The sequence below is a fragment of the Actinoplanes sp. NPDC089786 genome (genome assembly GCF_040684855.1).
Lineage (GTDB): Bacteria > Actinomycetota > Actinomycetes > Mycobacteriales > Micromonosporaceae > Actinoplanes.
Genome location: NZ_JBFBGU010000004.1, coordinates 310,106 through 325,153 on the forward strand (window position 1 = coordinate 310,106; position 15,048 = coordinate 325,153).

15 protein-coding genes are annotated in these 15,048 nt (G+C 72.2%); 6 read left to right on the forward strand and 9 right to left on the reverse strand.

From position 1 onward, the window contains the following. Positions 1-15: 15 nt before the first annotated feature. Complete coding sequence (locus tag AB0O15_RS17815) at positions 16-2,487, reverse strand: glycoside hydrolase family 2 protein (protein ID WP_364319557.1); 2,472 nt, start codon at positions 2,485-2,487, stop codon at positions 16-18. Between the two features lie 113 nt (positions 2,488-2,600). On the opposite strand from AB0O15_RS17815, the gene AB0O15_RS17820 reads away from it, so the two are divergent. From AB0O15_RS17820 to AB0O15_RS17830, 3 genes are read left to right on the forward strand one after another with little or no spacing between them, the layout of a single operon-like run. Beyond that, positions 2,601-3,596 carry an NAD(P)-dependent alcohol dehydrogenase gene (locus AB0O15_RS17820; RefSeq protein WP_364319559.1) on the forward strand — a complete coding sequence of 332 codons (996 nt, stop codon included), beginning with the start codon at positions 2,601-2,603 and terminating at the stop codon, positions 3,594-3,596. Between the two features lie 27 nt (positions 3,597-3,623). Beyond that, on the forward strand, positions 3,624-4,454 hold the full coding sequence (locus tag AB0O15_RS17825) for an aminoglycoside phosphotransferase family protein (protein ID WP_364319561.1): 831 nt from the start codon (positions 3,624-3,626) through the stop codon (positions 4,452-4,454). Between the two features lie 17 nt (positions 4,455-4,471). Then, positions 4,472-5,344, forward strand: a complete 873-nt coding sequence (locus tag AB0O15_RS17830; protein ID WP_364319562.1) for a PPK2 family polyphosphate kinase — start codon at positions 4,472-4,474, stop codon at positions 5,342-5,344. Here the strand turns inward: AB0O15_RS17830 and AB0O15_RS17835 are convergent. Both AB0O15_RS17835 and AB0O15_RS17840 read right to left on the reverse strand, forming a co-directional pair. Continuing rightward, positions 5,311-6,279, reverse strand: coding sequence for an acetylxylan esterase (locus AB0O15_RS17835; protein ID WP_364319563.1), 969 nt, complete (start codon positions 6,277-6,279; stop codon positions 5,311-5,313). The genes AB0O15_RS17830 and AB0O15_RS17835 overlap by 34 nt on opposite strands. A gap of 33 nt (positions 6,280-6,312) precedes the next feature. Continuing rightward, complete coding sequence (locus tag AB0O15_RS17840) at positions 6,313-7,716, reverse strand: PLP-dependent aminotransferase family protein (protein WP_364319564.1); 1,404 nt, start codon at positions 7,714-7,716, stop codon at positions 6,313-6,315. Between AB0O15_RS17840 and AB0O15_RS17845 the strand changes: the two genes are divergently transcribed. From AB0O15_RS17845 to AB0O15_RS17855, 3 genes are all read left to right on the forward strand, one after another. Then, positions 7,715-8,599, forward strand: coding sequence for a DMT family transporter (locus AB0O15_RS17845; RefSeq protein WP_364319566.1), 885 nt, complete (start codon positions 7,715-7,717; stop codon positions 8,597-8,599). The genes AB0O15_RS17840 and AB0O15_RS17845 overlap by 2 nt on opposite strands. Positions 8,600-8,822: 223 nt before the next feature. Then, positions 8,823-9,578, forward strand: coding sequence for a thaumatin family protein (locus AB0O15_RS17850; RefSeq protein WP_364319568.1), 756 nt, complete (start codon positions 8,823-8,825; stop codon positions 9,576-9,578). A 20-nt stretch (positions 9,579-9,598) separates the two neighbouring features. Continuing rightward, positions 9,599-10,006 (forward strand): cysteine/serine endopeptidase inhibitor, encoded by a 408-nt coding sequence (locus AB0O15_RS17855; RefSeq protein WP_364319570.1) that lies wholly within the window; start codon positions 9,599-9,601, stop codon positions 10,004-10,006. A gap of 254 nt (positions 10,007-10,260) precedes the next feature. Here the strand turns inward: AB0O15_RS17855 and AB0O15_RS17860 are convergent, their stop codons facing one another. From AB0O15_RS17860 to AB0O15_RS17885, 6 genes are all read right to left on the reverse strand, one after another. Continuing rightward, on the reverse strand, positions 10,261-10,977 hold the full coding sequence (locus tag AB0O15_RS17860; protein ID WP_364319572.1) for a sulfotransferase domain-containing protein: 717 nt from the start codon (positions 10,975-10,977) through the stop codon (positions 10,261-10,263). Positions 10,978-11,241: 264 nt separating this feature from the next. Then, a complete protein-coding gene (locus AB0O15_RS17865; RefSeq protein ID WP_364319574.1) occupies positions 11,242-11,568 on the reverse strand; it encodes a hypothetical protein in 327 nt (108 codons plus the stop codon). Between the two features lie 9 nt (positions 11,569-11,577). Then, positions 11,578-12,423, reverse strand: a complete 846-nt coding sequence (locus tag AB0O15_RS17870) for an ABC transporter permease (protein WP_364319575.1) — start codon at positions 12,421-12,423, stop codon at positions 11,578-11,580. Then, a complete protein-coding gene (locus AB0O15_RS17875) occupies positions 12,420-13,364 on the reverse strand; it encodes an ABC transporter ATP-binding protein (RefSeq protein ID WP_364319577.1) in 945 nt (314 codons plus the stop codon). The genes AB0O15_RS17870 and AB0O15_RS17875 overlap by 4 nt, the downstream gene beginning before the upstream one ends. Then, complete coding sequence (locus AB0O15_RS17880; RefSeq protein WP_364319579.1) at positions 13,361-14,536, reverse strand: hypothetical protein; 1,176 nt, start codon at positions 14,534-14,536, stop codon at positions 13,361-13,363. The genes AB0O15_RS17875 and AB0O15_RS17880 overlap by 4 nt, the downstream gene beginning before the upstream one ends. Next, the gene (locus AB0O15_RS17885) at positions 14,520-15,035 is read right to left on the reverse strand and encodes a sigma-70 family RNA polymerase sigma factor (protein ID WP_364319581.1); all 516 of its coding nucleotides are present in this window, start codon (positions 15,033-15,035) and stop codon (positions 14,520-14,522) included. Before AB0O15_RS17885 ends, AB0O15_RS17880 begins: the two co-directional genes overlap by 17 nt. Positions 15,036-15,048: the final 13 nt, after the last annotated feature.

The window sequence follows — 15,048 nt, forward strand, 5'->3', positions numbered from 1 at the left end:
GCCGAGTCCCGCCGTCTACGCGCCGGCCGGTCGGTGCTCCGGGCCGCTTCCTGCCGCCGGGTCGGCGTCAACAACCGCCGACCGCAGCACCGACGGCCCGAGCAGCGCCGTGGGATCGATGTCCTGAGCCGTGCGTACCCGGAAGGTGAACGACTCGCCCGGCAGCAACGTCACCAGCTGCTCGTCCACGGCCGCGTCGGCCGCCACCCGGTCGGCGAGCAGCGTCACGTCCCGCGCGAAGGACGACGCCGCGACGGTCACGGCGTATCCCCCGGGCGCCGGAGCCACGGTCGCGGTCAGGGCCGACGGGTCGTACGCGAGCGTCTGGTCCTCGACGAACGTCCGGAACGCGCGTACCCCGTCAAGCTCGGCGACCACCACCTCAGCCGCCGGCGAGCCCGGGGTGGTGACCGACGGATCCAGCGGCAGCGTGGCCACGGATCGCGCCGCCACCGAGGCGGGCAGCGAGACCGAGGCCAGCACCGTGCCGTCGAAGGCCAGTCGCCGCACGAGAAGCGTCCCCGACCAGGGCGCATCGGAATCGTTGACCGCGACGACGGAGAGCGGCCGGATCGTCAGCAGGCGCGGCGCGTACGCCCGGCGCAACGCGTACCAGGACGGCTTGAGCCGCCCGGCGCTGTCGACGACCGCCCAGGACGTGACCGGCCAGCAGTCGTTGAGCTGCCACAGGACGCTGCCCATGGTGCGTGGCCGGTGCGCGCGCAGGTGTTCGACCGCGTACGTGGTGGCGCGGGCCTGGTTGAGCTGGGTGGCCCAGTGCCAGTCGTCGAAGCGGGCCGGGATGCCCAGGTGGTGGGCCAGGCCGCGGTCGAGCTTGCCGTTGCCGTCGGCCGCCTTCTGGTGCAGCAGGAAGGCCGGCGAGTCCTTGCGCAGGTCGGCCGGGTCGAGCCACTCGGTGAGCGTGGCCCAGGCCGGCGGCGCCTGCCAGCCGAACTCGGCGCAGAACCGCGGCACGTTCCGGTCGTGCCAGGTGTAGTCGCGCTGGTTCCACGACTCCCACTCGTGCCGGGTGCCGTACCGGTCGTCGTTGGGGTGCACGTCGGCCGGGTCGTGACCGGGGCTGGACGGGCTGCCCGGGTGGTAGGGCCGGGTCGGGTCGATCTCGGCCAGCAGGGCCGGGAAGTCGCGCTGGTAGTAGCCGAGCCCCCAGGTGCGGTCGCCCAGCTCGAGCTTCCAGTTCCAGTCTTCGTGGCCCCACAGGTTCTCGTTGCCGCCGTTCCAGATGGCCAGCGACGGGTGGGGGCTGAGCCGGGCGATGTTCTCGCGGGCCTCGGCCAGGATCTCGCCCCGGATCGGTTCTTCCTCCGGGTACGCCGCGCAGGCCAGCGGGAAGTCCTGCCAGACGAGGACGCCGCGTTCGTCGCAGAGGTCGTAGAAGTCGTCCGACTCGTAGATCCCGCCGCCCCAGACCCGGAGCAGGTTGGCGTGGGCGAGGACGGCCCGGTCGACCGCGGCGGCGTAGCGTTCCCGGGTCAGCCGGGTGAGCAGGTGGTCCTCGGGGATCCAGTTGAGACCGAGGGCCCAGATCTCGCGCCCGTTGACCACGATCGCGAACCGCTGTCCGATCTCGTCCGGTGTCTCGTCCAGCTCGACCCGCCGGAACCCGACCCGCCGCTCGGCGACATCGAGCCGCGCGTCGCCGTCGAGAAGCTCGATCGTGACGTCGTTCAGGGGCTGGTCGCCGTAGCCGACCGGCCACCAGATCGCGGCGTCCTCCACCGCCAGCTCGACCACGGCCGCGTCGGAGCCGGCCGCGATCCGCGTCTCGGCCACCCGACCGGCGACCGAGACCCGCAGCACCAGGTCGCCGGCGGGCTGGAGCCCCGAGCGCTCGATCGAGGCGTGGACGGTCAGCCGCCCGGTGGTGTCGTCCGGGTCGAGGGTGGCGAGCGGGCGCACCGAGGCCAGCCGGGCGACCCGCCAGCGCTCCAGCCGCACCGGCTTCCAGATGCCGCAGGTCTGCAGGTCGGGGCCCCAGTCCCAGCCGAAACTGCAGGCCATCTTGCGGATCATGTTGTACGGGTGCTCGTACGCCGCCGGTCGCGCGCCCAGCCGCTCGCGCATCGCCTCGGCGTACGCGAGCGCGCTGTCGAACCGTACGCCCAGCTCCTGATCGGTGTTGACCTTGTCGCGCACGTCGAACCGGAAGCTCCGGTGCATGTTGGCGGTGTGACCGAGCTCGGCCCCGCCCAGCGTGATCGTGGCGACCGTGTCGAGCCCGTCGAAGACCAGGTCGACCCGCTCGTCGGCGGCCGGGGCGACCGCGGGCAGCGTGGTGCGGTAGATCCAGGACGACCGGTGCAGCCAGGTGAGGGCGGCCTCGTTGGCCCCGGCGTACGGGTCGTCGATCAGCCCGGCGGCGAGCAGGTCGGTGTGGATCGAGCCCGGCACCTCGGCGGTCAGCGGCCCGATCGAGTCATCGGCGGCCACGACGGTCCAGCCGGCGTGGAGATCGTCACGGATCATTGAGTTGGCAAGCTCCTGGTGAGATGTTCGGGCAGGCCCATCACATCCTTTCACGTACGTCTCAGGGTCGGCCCCGGATGTTTCTCGGGGCCGCGCTTCCCTAGCGTCGGGGTGTGAAGGCGATCATCCAAGATCGGTACGGCTCGCCCGACGTCCTGCGCCTCGCGGAGATCGACCCGCCCGTCCCCCGCGCCGACGAGGTGCTGGTGCGGGTGGCGGCGGCCTCGGTCAACGCCTCCGACTGGCACTCCATGCGCGGCGATCCGTATGTCGGCCGGCTCCTCGCGCCGGAGCACACGCTGTTCCACGGTCCCCGGCAGCCGGTTCGCGGGCGGGACTTCGCCGGGGACGTGGCCCGGGTCGGCGCGGAGGTCACCGATCTGGCCGTCGGCGATGAGGTGTACGGGGACCTGGGCGCCGCCGAGGGCGGGTTCGCCGAGTACGTGCGGGCGCCCGCCCGGCTGGTCGCCCGGAAGCCGGCCAACCTCACCTTCGAGCAGTCGGCGGCCATGCCGCTGGCGGCGTGCACCGCGCTGGTCGGCGTACGCGATCATGGCCGGGTCGGTCCGGGGACGAGGTTGCTGGTCAACGGCGCGTCCGGCGGGGTCGGAACGTTCGCCGTGCAGATCGGCAAGCTGCTCGGCGCGACGGTGACCGCGGTGTGCCGCACGCGGAACGTGGAGATGGTGCGGGCGCTCGGCGCCGACGAGGTGATCGACTACACGCGGGCCGATTTCACCGCGGGCCACCCGCGCTACGACGTCGTGCTCGACCTGGTCGGCAACCGGACGCTCGGGGACATGCGGTGGGCGCTGACCCCGGACGGGACGCTGGTGCTGGGCGGGTTCGGCGTGTCCCGGGGCGGCAGCGTGCTCGGCCCGATGAGCCTGCTGGTGCGGGCCCAGATCGCGGCGCGCTTCGTGGCCCACCGGATCGTGCTGCTCCAGGCGCCGGGCGGTCGCGCGGTCCTCGACACGCTGCGCGACTGGGCCGAGGAGGGGCTGATCCGCCCGGTGGTCGACCGCACCTACCCGCTGAAGGACGTGCCGGAGGCCATCCGCTACCTGGAGACCGAGCACGCCCGCGCGAAGGTGGTGATCACGTTCTGAGGTTCGCCCCGCCTCTAGACTCGTCACGTGATCACGATCGGCGACGCGGTGCGGGCCTGGCGGCTCGCGCCCCGGGTCTCGGCCGGCCGGCTGGAATCCCGGTCGGGCGCCGGCGTCTACCCCGTGACCATGGTGGACGGTTCGCCGGCCTTCGTGAAGATCAGCCGGACCTCCGACCGCGAGCTGCGCTTCTACCGTTCGCTGGCCCCGGCCGCCCCGGTCCGTACGCCCCGGCTGCTCGACCACCTCGACGCCGGCGGCGACGGGGTGGCGCTGCTCCTGGAAGACGCCGGACCGACCCGGCCGGTCGACCGGTGGACGCCCGCGATGTGGGCCGCGCTGGAGCGCGACCTGGCCGCCCTGCACGCCATGCCCCCGCCCTCGGGGCCGGGCTGGGAGACCCCCGGCCCGCTGGCCTTCCTCGACTTCAAGGCCGTCCGGGCGTTCTGGGCGCCGGCGCTGCCCCGGCTCGACGACATCTTCGCCGCCATCGGCCGGCTGCGCGCCGACCTGGCCGGCCCGCCGCTCGCCTTCGTCCACGGCGACTGCCACACCGAGAACATCACGGTCGACGGCGACGCCCTGGTCTTCTGCGACTGGCAGATGGCGGGCATCGGCCGGCCGTCCGCCGACTACGCCCTGCTGAACGTGCGGGCCACCCCGGCCGGCGTGACGGTGCCGATCAACCTCGACCGGGCGACCACGCTCGGCCGCGCGGTGCTGGCCGAGGAACTGGCCATCCTGGTGTTCCAGTGGCCGCAGTACGCCGCCTACAACACCCCGGCCGGCAACGACCACATCCGCGCCCGCGCCGCGGCCCTGGCCGACGAGTGGCTCGGCGCGCGTTCGGCCTGGTGAGGGGTAACGTCCGCAGGATGACTCAGCTTCGTGAGCTGCTCGCGGTGGAGGCCGGCTCGTTCCGGCTCGACAAGGTCGATCCCCGGGGTACGCCGGGACTGCCCGACAGCAAGGCCGTGCGTAAGGACCCCAAGGCGTGGGCCCGGGAGGCGGTCTCGTCGATCGGGACCGAGCTCGCGGCGTACCAGGAGAAGCTCTTCGCCAGCGCGAAGAGTGAGCGGACCGACCGGCGGGTGCTGCTCCTGCTGCAGGCCATGGACTGCGGCGGCAAGGACGGCACGGTACGCAGCGTGTTCGCGGGCCTGAATCCGACCGGCGTCGAGGCGGTCAGTTTCGGGCCGCCGACCGACGAGGAGAAGCAGCACGACTTCCTGTGGCGGATCGAGCGGGCGCTGCCGGCGGTCGGCCACGTGGGGGTGTTCAACCGGTCGCAGTACGAGGACGTGCTGGTCGTCCGGGTGCACGGCCTGGTGCCCGAGGACGTGTGGTCGCAGCGCTACGAGCAGATCAACGCGTTCGAGACGGCGCAGGCCGAGGCCGGGCTGACCCTGGTCAAGGTGATGCTGCACATCTCGCCGGAGGAGCAGCGGCAGCGGCTGCTCGACCGGCTCGACGATCCCACCAAGTTCTGGAAGTACAACCCGGGCGACGTCGACGAGCGCGCCCGCTGGGACGACTACCAGGAGGCGTACCAGGCGGCCCTGACCCGGTGCAGCACCGAGGCCAACCCGTGGTTCGTGGTGCCGGCCGACCGCAAGTGGTACCGCAACTGGGCCGTGGCCACGCTGCTGCGGGACGCGATGGCCGCCGTCGACCCGGGCTATCCGCCCGCGGACTTCGACGTCGAGACCGAACGTCAGCGGGTCAGGGCGCTCAGCCAGGGGATCTGACGCTGCCACTGGTGGCCGCCGCCGCCCTCGTGGTCGTTGAAGGGCCAGACGTCGATCTCCTTCGGCCCGGCGTACGCGTTGTAGGCGGCGTAGACCGTCGAGGGCGGGCAGGTCTGGTCCATCAGCGCCACCGAGAAGCGGGCCCGGGCGACCGCGCGCTTGGCGTGGTTGGCCGCGTCGATGTACGACAGGGTGTGGAACGCCTGCTCGGTGTGCGCGCGGTTGACGGCCAGGTAGGCGGAGACCTCGGCGTAGGGGTCACGCGCGGTGATCTCGACGCCGCGCTTGATATGGCAGAGGAAAGGTACGTCGGGAAGCACCGCGGCGACGTCCGGCACGAGCCCGCCCACCGCCAGCGCCATCGCCCCGCCCTGGCTGCCACCGGCCACCGCCACCCGCGCCGGGTCGACGCCGTCCACCGCCCGCAGCGCCTCGACGGCCCGGGCCGCGTCGGTGAACAGCCGCCGGTAGTAGTGCTCGCGCGGGTCGAGGATGCCCCGCGTCATGAACCCCGGGTGTGCCGGCCCGGCGCCGACCGGGTCGGGCGTGTCCCCGCCGTCACCCCAGCCGCTCCCCTGCCCGCGGGTGTCCAGGAACAGCTCCACGTAGCCGGCGCTGGCCCAGCCCAGATGTCCGGTCGCCAGCCCGCGCCCGCCCCCGTAGCCGTTGCAGGTCAGCACCGCCGGCAGCGGCCCGTCCAGCCCGCGCGGCCGGGTCAGCCACCCCTTGACCGGGTGCCCCCCGAACCCGCTGAACGTCACGTCGTACACGTCGACCAGCACCAGCCCGGTGTCGACGGCTGTCAGCTCCAGGCTCAGGTCGTACCCCCGGGCCTCCCCCAGCGTCCCGCCCCAGAACTCGTCGAAGTCGTCCGGCTCGGCGATCTCGGGCGCATAGCCCGCCAGCTCGTCCGCGCTGAGATCCCACAGCGGCATGAAACGCTCCCTCCAGAGGCATGATCACCACCATCATGCCCCCGGCGCCTGGAGCACCACGCCGGAGAGGCGGCGGACTGCCTCGTCCATCTGGGAGGGTGCGGCCGCCGCATAGGTCAGGCGCAGGTGCGGGGCGGGCGGCTCGGCCGCGTACCAGGGCCGGCCGGGGAAGACGACCACGCCCCCGGTGGCGGCCGCCGCGGCCACGGCGGTGTCGTCGGTGTGGTCGGGCAGGCGCATCCACAGGTGCAGGCCGCCGCGCGGGACGGTCATCGGCGCCAGTGACGGCAGGTGGCGGTTGAGGGCCGTGCGCAGGGCGTCGCGACGTGTACGCAGGGCGGTGCGCAAGGCCCGGCGATGCCGTTCCCAGCCCGGGCTGGTCACCAGCTCGAGCGCCGCCTGTTGCAGCGGGCCGGCCACGAACAGGTCGTCCAGGAGGCGGGCGTTGCGCAGGCGCAGGGCGGCCGGTCCGCGCGCGCCGATCGCAGCGATGCGCAGGCTCGGCGCGGTGGTCTTGGTCAGCGAGCGTACGTACACCACGTGGCCGTCCGGGTCCGACGCGGCGAGCGGTGGCGGCGCCTCGCCGTCGATGGTCAGGTCGCGGGCGTAGTCGTCCTCGATCAGGAACGCGCCGGCCTCGCGTACCGCCGCCTGGACCGCGGCCCGGCGGCCGGCCGACAGCGTCGCGCCGGTCGGGTTGGCGTGCAGGGGCTGGCAGTAGAAGAGCCTGGCCTGGGTACGGGCGAGAGCGGCGCCGAGCTGATCGGGCCGCACCCCGTCGGCGTCGGCCGGCACCGGCACCACGCGCAGGCCGGTCGACCGGGCCGCCGCCAGCGCGCCGACGTAGGTGGGCGACTCGACCAGCAGCGTGTCCCCCGGCGAGGCCAGGGCGCGGAAGGCGGACGACAGGGCGGCCTGGCCACCCGGGGCGAGCACCATGTCGTCGGCGTGCAGCCCGCCGCCGACCTCCCGGGCGAACCAGGCCCGCAGGTCGGCCCGGCCGGCGGCGGGACCACGCTGCCACGCCGCGGGCTGGCGGGCGGCCCGGGCCAGGGCGGCGCCCAGCGCGGCGAGCGGCTGCAATTCTTCGTCGAGGTAGCCGCCGGAGAGCGGGATGGCGCCGGCCGGCGGCAGGGCCAGTAACGCCTGGAGCGCGTTCTCGTCGGCGCGGCCCGCGCCCAGGGTGACGGTCTGCCAGGACAGATCGGGCGCCGCGGCGGCCGGCGACGTCTCGGCGACGTAGAGCCCACGCCCCGGCCGGGCCGAGACCAGGCCCTGCGCCACGAGTTGCCGGACGGCCGCGGCCACGGTGACCGGCGACGCCTGGTGTCGCACGGTCAGCTCGCGCACCGACGGCAGCCGGGCGCCGGCCGGCGACGCCAGCGCCCGGGCGCGCAGATCTTGGATAACGCGGGCGGCTGCGTTACCGTTCTCCATGACGGCACAGAGTAGCGCTATCGCGCGGAAGTCGATAACACCCGGCGCGATCGGCGTGCTCGCGTTCAGCCTGTCCCTCCCCGCCACCCGCGTCGCCGTGCACGATCTCGACCCGTGGTTCGTGGCGTTCGGCCGCGCTGTGGGCGCGGCGTTACTCGCCTGGGCGTACCTGACCATCGTGGCCGCGCCCCGCCCCACCCGCAGCCAATGGCGGCGCCTGACCATCGTCGCGCTCGGGGTGGTCGTCGGGTTCCCACTGTTCACGTCGCTGGCCCTGACCACGCAGACGTCGGCCCACGGCGCCGTGGTGATCACCGTGCTGCCCGCGATGACGGCCGTGTTCGCCGTGCTGCGGGCCGGCGAGCGGCCACGGCCGAGGTTCTGGGTGGCCGCGCTCGGCGGCCTGGCCGCGGTGGTCGCGTTCCTGACGCTGAGCGGCCAGGTCCGCGGTGGCCCGGGCGCCGCCGACCTCTTCCTGCTGTGCGCGGTCATCCTCTGCGGGCTCGGGTACGCCGAGGGCGGCGCGCTGGCCCGCGACCTGGGCGGCGCCCGCACCATCGGCTGGGCTCTGATCATCGCGCTGCCGGCCACCGTCCCCGCGACACTCGTCTCCGCGTGGCTGCGCCCACCCCACGCCGGCGCCGCCGCCTGGTCAGGCTTCGCCTACCTGACCGTGGTGTCGATGTTCCTGGCCTTCTTCGCCTGGTACGCCGGCCTGGCCCGGGGCGGCATCGCCAAGGTCGGCCAGCTCCAGCTGATCCAGCCCGTCCTCACCCTGGCGTGGTCGGCCCTGCTGCTCGGCGAGCCGGTCACCCCCGCCGCCATCGCCGCCGCCCTCCTGGTGCTGTCCTGCGTAGCCGTCACCCAGCGCGCCCGCGACTAGTGGGCGCCGACGCGGCGCAGCTGTTCACGCAGCGCTCCGGCTGGAAGCGCGACAAGTCCCGCCCGTTCGGGCGTGCGGAAGGTGGCCGGCGCCGTCCGGCAGCTGAGCTGAGCACTGCCATGGACGTACATCTATATAAATGCCTCTCAATGGGTTTAGAATGCTGGCCTAGAGAGCGCTCTCTCCGAATCTTGGGCCGGAGAGGAGAACCATGAAGCGAACGATGACAACGTTGGCAGCGTTGCTGCTGCTGGCCATGGCGGCGGACCCCGCACATGCCGTCGCCTCCGTCACGGCCGCCGCCGCGCACACGGTGACGTTCGTGAACCGGTCGGGTCAGACCATTTGGCTCGGCAGCCAGGTCAACGCCGACCAGTCGGTGAACTTCACCAGCCTGCCCACTCTCGCCAACGGGCAGTCGGCGACCGTCACCATCCCGGAGAACAGCTTCCCGAACCACTGGCGTGGCAAGTTCGTCGCGCGGCAGTATTGTTCCGGCACGTCCGGCAGCACCTTCCACTGCCTCGTCGGCGACTGCGGCGTGTACGCCGACCACTGTGCGGTCGGTGAACAGCCGGCCGGCCTCGCGGAGTTCAACTTCGACACCGCCGACTCGCTCGCCCCCTGGTACAACGTCAGCTACGTCAACGCCTTCTCCCTGCCGCTGACCATCGCGCCGAACAACGCGCCCGCGCCACCGGCGGGTGGCGGCAGCTGCCAGGTGATGGGCTGCACGACCGACCTGCTGCCGTACTGCCCGGCGGCGAACGTCACCAACTACCCCGGCACGAGCACCCGCATGCTGTGCACCAACCCGAACCGCGACGCGCAGACCGCGTACAGCAACGCGCTCGGCAGCCACTGCCCGTACGCGTACTCGTGGTCGAAGGCCGACTCCGTCCCCGGCAACCAGGTGATCCGGCAGTGCGCCAACTGCACCGGCTTCACCATCACCTACTACGCGCCCGGCACCGCCTGATGTTGAAGGAGCGAATGGACATGAAGCGCCGCAGTCTGGTCGTCGGTGCCGTCGCAGCGATCCTGGTGCTGCTCACCGGCAACCCCGCCAACGCCGCCATCCCGGTCGGGCAGACCTTCACCGGCAAGGCGACCTACTACGACGACGCCGGGTACGGGGCCTGCGGCACGCAGATCAACGCCGCGACCGACTACCTCGTCGCGGTCTCGTACACCTGGTGGACGACAGCGAACCCGAACAACGACCCGGTGTGCAACTACAACGTCGAGGTGACGTACAACGGCGTCACCGTCACGGTTCCGGTGCGGGACAAGTGCCCGTCCTGCGACTCGACCCACCTCGACCTGAGCAAGCCGGTGTTTCAGCGCTTCGCCAACACCGACCAGGGCGTCATCAACGGCATCACATGGAAGTTCGTCAACCGCTGACGATCGCGTCCGTGGCGAGGTGATTCGGCGCGCCGCCGGATCACCTCGCGCAACTGCCCGACGGCGGCCGCAGTCCGGCCGACAGGCAAACATTTCGCTGGTACGCATGCCATGGGCCGTTGTCGGCACATTGGTGCCAGCCGCTCGGACCAGGTCTCATCTGGACCGCCCGCCCTTCGTCCTCGGAAGGTCCGGGCGGCGGCTTTCGTAGCGCAAGATTCTGGTGTACTGATCTGCCGCGATCCGCGCGCAGGTCAGAGCTTCCAGGCTTCATCGTCGTCGGGCTTGGGGTAGCCGAGTAGGTCCATCGCCGTTTGGTTGTCGACCCGTGACCAGAACAGCTGGTGCAACTCGATGGGCAGCTCATCCTGATGGCTGCCGGTGCGACCTCGGCGGAAGAACAGGTCGTCATGCCCCCTCAGCTCGTCGAGAGAGGGAATGGCAGCCCCCGACCGCAGACCAAGCGCGGGGGCCACCGTGGCGATGATCGGAGCGACCGCCGCATGCGGGTCACGAATCAGGTCCTCGTATCGCAGGACGACACGATGCGGCGCCGACGGTCGCAGCCAGCTGAGAACGTTGGTTCCCCAACTTCCGGTTCCGACCGCGCTCACTCGCAGAATCTTCGACCGCAGTTCGGCCCGGTAGATGTTCGGGTCTTCCTCGCTCGCTTGGCGGGCCCACGAGACCAAGGCGTCACGGCCGTCTCGCACCAGGCAGATCGCCCGATCGTCCTCGTCGACGTCGGCATCACGCTGCCGGTGGGTCTTGACGAAATGCAGCTCGTCGGTCGCCCGCATCTCAGAAAGGCTTCCTGGTCGATCGGTGAACCCGATCAAATCCTTCCCGAGGCGCTCGGCAACACCGTCAACGTCATAGACAGTCGAGGTTCTGACGCCATACAGCCTGTGGAGGACGATCCGCAGGAAGGTGTTGCCGGAACGAGGAAACGACGCCACCCACACAATCATCACCGAACCGTAGCCAGCGGCAGAGCGCATGAGCGAGCCGATGTGCCGCCGGCATCCTCTTCTGCCGCGATGCGATCCCGCGAGAGGACGACGGCTTCTTCAGCCCAACTCACGTCGAGCACGCCGGGGACCAGATTCCTGAGCTATCTGGCGCTGCCACCTGGCATGGGCGTCGTGCTGGCTCCGGGCAGGCGCGGATCTGCTGAGTCGAGGGCAGGGATTGACTTCTGGCCGGGATCTGGAACGCGGCGGTGGACGTGCGGCCTACGGGAGCGGCGCGTCGCGGAAGACCTGCCACTTGCCGCCGACCTCGTCGCGGTCGGCGCGGTTGCCGGCGTCGAGGCGGGCCATGTCGGCCAGGGTCGGGTCGGCCTCGACCAGGTGGACCATGGCGTCGACCAGGACGGCGCCCTCGACGTTGGGGTCGTTGACGCCGTCGAGGACGATCCAGGAGTTGTCGGCGCTGTGGATCACGCTCAGGGCGGGCAGTTTGCCCTCATGCACGGTTCGCTGCACCACGGCGCCCAGCTCGGGTGGGAAACGGTGGTCGGGGAACGGGAACGGGAGCATACGGAAGATCTCGTGGGCCACGAGCGACGATCATAGGTCCCGGCGCTGGAACGAGAGGGCCGCCAGCCCCAGGATCAGCGCGCCCCAGATCACCGCCCAGCCGACGTAGGCCGGGGGCGTGGGCACCATGCTGAGGAACGGTGACGCGCCGAAGCTGGCCGCGAACTGCACCGCGCCGGGGTCCTGGAAGGCGTTCATCGCGCCGCGCCACAGGCCGTCGGTCGGCAGGATCATGCGGGACACCGTGCCCACCTGGGCCATGCCGGCGTTGCCCAGTTCGTCGCCGACCTGGCCGACCACCCCGGCGATCCAGGTGGCGCCGAACAGGCCCACCGACACGATGCCGGACGCCATCGGGGAGATCACCGTGGACAGCAGCAGGCCCAGGGTCAGCAGGACGGTGGTCTGGCCGGCCAGCATCAGCAGGCCGGTGATCGGGTGCGGCGGCCAGTAGTCCAGCGTCGCCTTCACGATCACGAACTGGGCCAGGCCGGTGATCACGATGTAGCCGCTGCCGAAGGCGACCAGCCCCAGCCACTTGCCGGCCAGCACGGACGAGCGGCGTACCGGCCGGGTCATGATGGCCAGCGCCACGCCGGACTCGATCTCGCCGGAGACGGTCGGCCCGGCCAGGAACGCGGTGCCCAGCGCGGCGATCAGGCTCAGCCCGAACATCACCAGGTTCAGCACCTGCGACGCCGCCAGCTTGGCCTCACCGCTGGTCAGCGTCCCGAATTCGAGGCTGAGCCGCCAGAACCCCCACGCGCTCAACGCCAGCAGCACCACGGTCAGCACGGCCAGCGAACGCAGCACCTTCCGCCGGGCGGCCTCTTTCAAGGTCAGACCCGCGATGACGGGTACGGTCGACAGCGTCATTCCTGATCCCCCCGGAGAATGTCGAGCAGCCGCTCCTCGAGACTGATCCGCCCCGGCTCGACCGCGTGCACCCGCACGCCGAGCCCGACCAGGTCGGCCACCAGATCGGGAATGGCTTCGAGCGAGGCGTCGACCGTGAAGGCGTCGCCGTCGCGCGTCACGGGCCCGAGTGCCGCCATCCGGGCCTCGGCCGCGTCCGGGACGGAGGCGAGCCGCAGCCGGATCTCGGTGCGGCCCAGCAGCTCGGCCAGCGTGCCGGCCGCCGCGACCTTGCCCCGGTCGAGGATCACCACCCGGTCGCAGACCCGCTCCACCTCGCCGATCAGGTGCGAGTTGAGCAGCACCGCCACGTCCCGCTGCCGGAGGGCGAGCAGCAGGTCGCGCACGTCGGCCCGGCCGAGCGGATCGAGCGCGCTGGTCGGCTCGTCGAGCACCACCAGCTCGGGCCGGGCGACCAGCGCGACGGCCAGCCCGAGCCGCTGCTGCATGCCCTTGGAGAAGGCGCCGACCCGGTCGTCGGCCCGGTCGGCCAGCCCGACCAGTCCCAGCGTCTCCCGCCGCTCCCCCGCCGGCACCGCGACGCCGGACAGCTTGACGTGCAGGTCGAGCACCTCGGCCGCGGTCAGCCAGGGCTGGTAGCGGAACAGCTCGGGCAGGTAGCCGACCCGGGTCCGGGCGGCCGGCTCGGTCGCCGGCCGGCCGAGCAGCAGCACCTCGCCGGCGTCCGGCCGGACCAGCCCGAGCAGCATCTTGATGCAGGTGGTCTTGCCGGCCCCGTTCGGACCGAGCAGCCCGACCACCTCGCCCCGGTCCACGCTGAACGACACGTCGTCCACGGCGATCTGCCTCCGGTACCGCTTCCGCAGTCCCGAGCACCACACCGCGGCCGCCGGCGGAAGCTCGGCGACCAGCTGGGCCGCCGCCTCCAGGGACCCGGTCATCGCAGTCCCCGGGCGACCGACAGGACCTCGTCGGCGCCGATCGACCCACCGACCGCGTTGATCACCCCGTCCTCGATCCAGACCACGCCGTTCATCGCGTTCCCCCGGTCGGTCAGCAGCGTCGCCGGGACACCGTGCACGTCGGTGGACGCGGTCGCCTCCTCGTCCGAGTTCACGATCATCGGCAGCGTCGTCCCGTCCCCGGTGAACGCCCGCAACTGCTTGGCCACGGTCGCCGGCAGCCCCGGCAGCGACAACAGATAGTCCCGCGCGGTTTCGAAAGGCACCCCCGTCGAGTACGCCTTCGGCGCCACCACCCGCGCGACGACCAGGGCGGGCACACCCCGCGCCTCGTTCCAGACCTGGGCCAGCCCCGGCCCGGCGGTCATCCGGAACTCGCTGCCGTCCAGCCCCGCGGGCGGCGCCGGATGTGCCGTGCCCCCCGCCGCCGCGGCAGCTTTCCTGGCGTCGAACGTGAACTGTGCGCTGACCTGGTTCACCACAAGGAAGCCCGGCTCACCGACCACGCCGCGCGGCAGCTCACCGACCCGGGGAGCGGTCAGCCCGGTCGCCGCGCGCGCGGCCGCCGCGTTCGGCACCTTCCGGACGTCGGCCGGCTCGATGAACCGGACGTCCCCGTACGCGTCCAGCTCGGGCAGTTTCCCCAGGTCGGCCGGGTCGACGGTGATCGGCGCGACCCGCTCGGCCCGGAAGATCGGGAACCAGTCACCGGCGGCCGCCGCGCTCGCCCCGGTGACGATCGCGGCCACCCCGACGACCGCGATGACCGGACTCCGCAACGCCGCCCGCCACCGCTCCGCGCGCCCTTTGCTCTGAGCGCGTATAGGCAACACCCCGACGCTCTGAGCGCGTACAGGCAACACCCCGTTGCTCTGAGCGCGTACAGGCAACACCTTGGCGCCGGCCTCCTCCGCGAGGGCATCGGACAGCCGGCTCCAGCCGGCATCGACGTCCGAGGAAGCGGAGGAGGCCGAAGAAGCGGAGGAGGCGGAGGTCTGCAGGGCCGTACCCACCAGAAGCGCGTCCTCACGGGCCGCGGCCAGCGCGGACAGGCAGGTCCGGCAGTCCGCGACATGGGCGCGGTCGGCGGCGGCCACCCCGGCCGGCTCGTCCAGGAGGCGGCGCAACGTGCCGTCAGTCGGATGGCGCATGACGGTTCAACTCCTTGCGTAGGGCGGACTCGGCGCGGCGCACGGTGGTGCCGACGCTGCCCGGTGAGAGATCGAGGGCGGCCGCGACTTCGGCGTACGAGAGACCGCTGTGTCGCAGCACGAGGGCGACGGCCTGTTTGCGGGGCAGCGTCGCGAGCGCCGCGCGTACCCGTCGGCGTTCTTCGAGGGTGACCACCGCGTCGGCGATGTCGGGCGCGACCTCCGCGGTGCCGGAGATCGCCTCGCGGGAGGCGCGGCGGCGGCCGGTGCGGAGGTGGTTGAGCGCGGTGTGCGCGGCGGCGACCGAGAGCCAGCCGGCGGCCTCGGCGGCCGGCACCGACGAGCGCCCGAAGGTCAGGAACACCTCCTGGGCGACGTCCTCGGCCTCGTACCGCGAGCCCAGCACCCGGGCGGCGACCGCGACCACGCGCGGATAGGCCGACCGGAACACCTGCTCCAGGTCGGGCCGTACGCCCGCCACCATCACATCCTGCTCCACATCCCTCTAAGCA

Bases quoted from the DNA above. Each gene is read 5' to 3' on its own strand.
- AB0O15_RS17815 (WP_364319557.1), bottom strand. From the start codon at position 2,487: ATGATCCGTGACGATCTCCACGCCGGCTGGACCGTCGTGGCCGCCGAT.
- AB0O15_RS17830 (WP_364319562.1), top strand. From the start codon at position 4,472: ATGACTCAGCTTCGTGAGCTGCTCGCGGTGGAGGCCGGCTCGTTCCGG.
- AB0O15_RS17835 (WP_364319563.1), bottom strand. From the start codon at position 6,279: ATGCCGCTGTGGGATCTCAGCGCGGACGAGCTGGCGGGCTATGCGCCC.
- AB0O15_RS17845 (WP_364319566.1), top strand. From the start codon at position 7,715: ATGACGGCACAGAGTAGCGCTATCGCGCGGAAGTCGATAACACCCGGC.
- AB0O15_RS17840 (WP_364319564.1), bottom strand. From the start codon at position 7,716: ATGGAGAACGGTAACGCAGCCGCCCGCGTTATCCAAGATCTGCGCGCC.
- AB0O15_RS17850 (WP_364319568.1), top strand. From the start codon at position 8,823: ATGACAACGTTGGCAGCGTTGCTGCTGCTGGCCATGGCGGCGGACCCC.
- AB0O15_RS17855 (WP_364319570.1), top strand. From the start codon at position 9,599: ATGAAGCGCCGCAGTCTGGTCGTCGGTGCCGTCGCAGCGATCCTGGTG.
- AB0O15_RS17860 (WP_364319572.1), bottom strand. From the start codon at position 10,977: ATGATTGTGTGGGTGGCGTCGTTTCCTCGTTCCGGCAACACCTTCCTG.
- AB0O15_RS17870 (WP_364319575.1), bottom strand. From the start codon at position 12,423: ATGACGCTGTCGACCGTACCCGTCATCGCGGGTCTGACCTTGAAAGAG.
- AB0O15_RS17875 (WP_364319577.1), bottom strand. From the start codon at position 13,364: ATGACCGGGTCCCTGGAGGCGGCGGCCCAGCTGGTCGCCGAGCTTCCG.
- AB0O15_RS17880 (WP_364319579.1), bottom strand. From the start codon at position 14,536: ATGCGCCATCCGACTGACGGCACGTTGCGCCGCCTCCTGGACGAGCCG.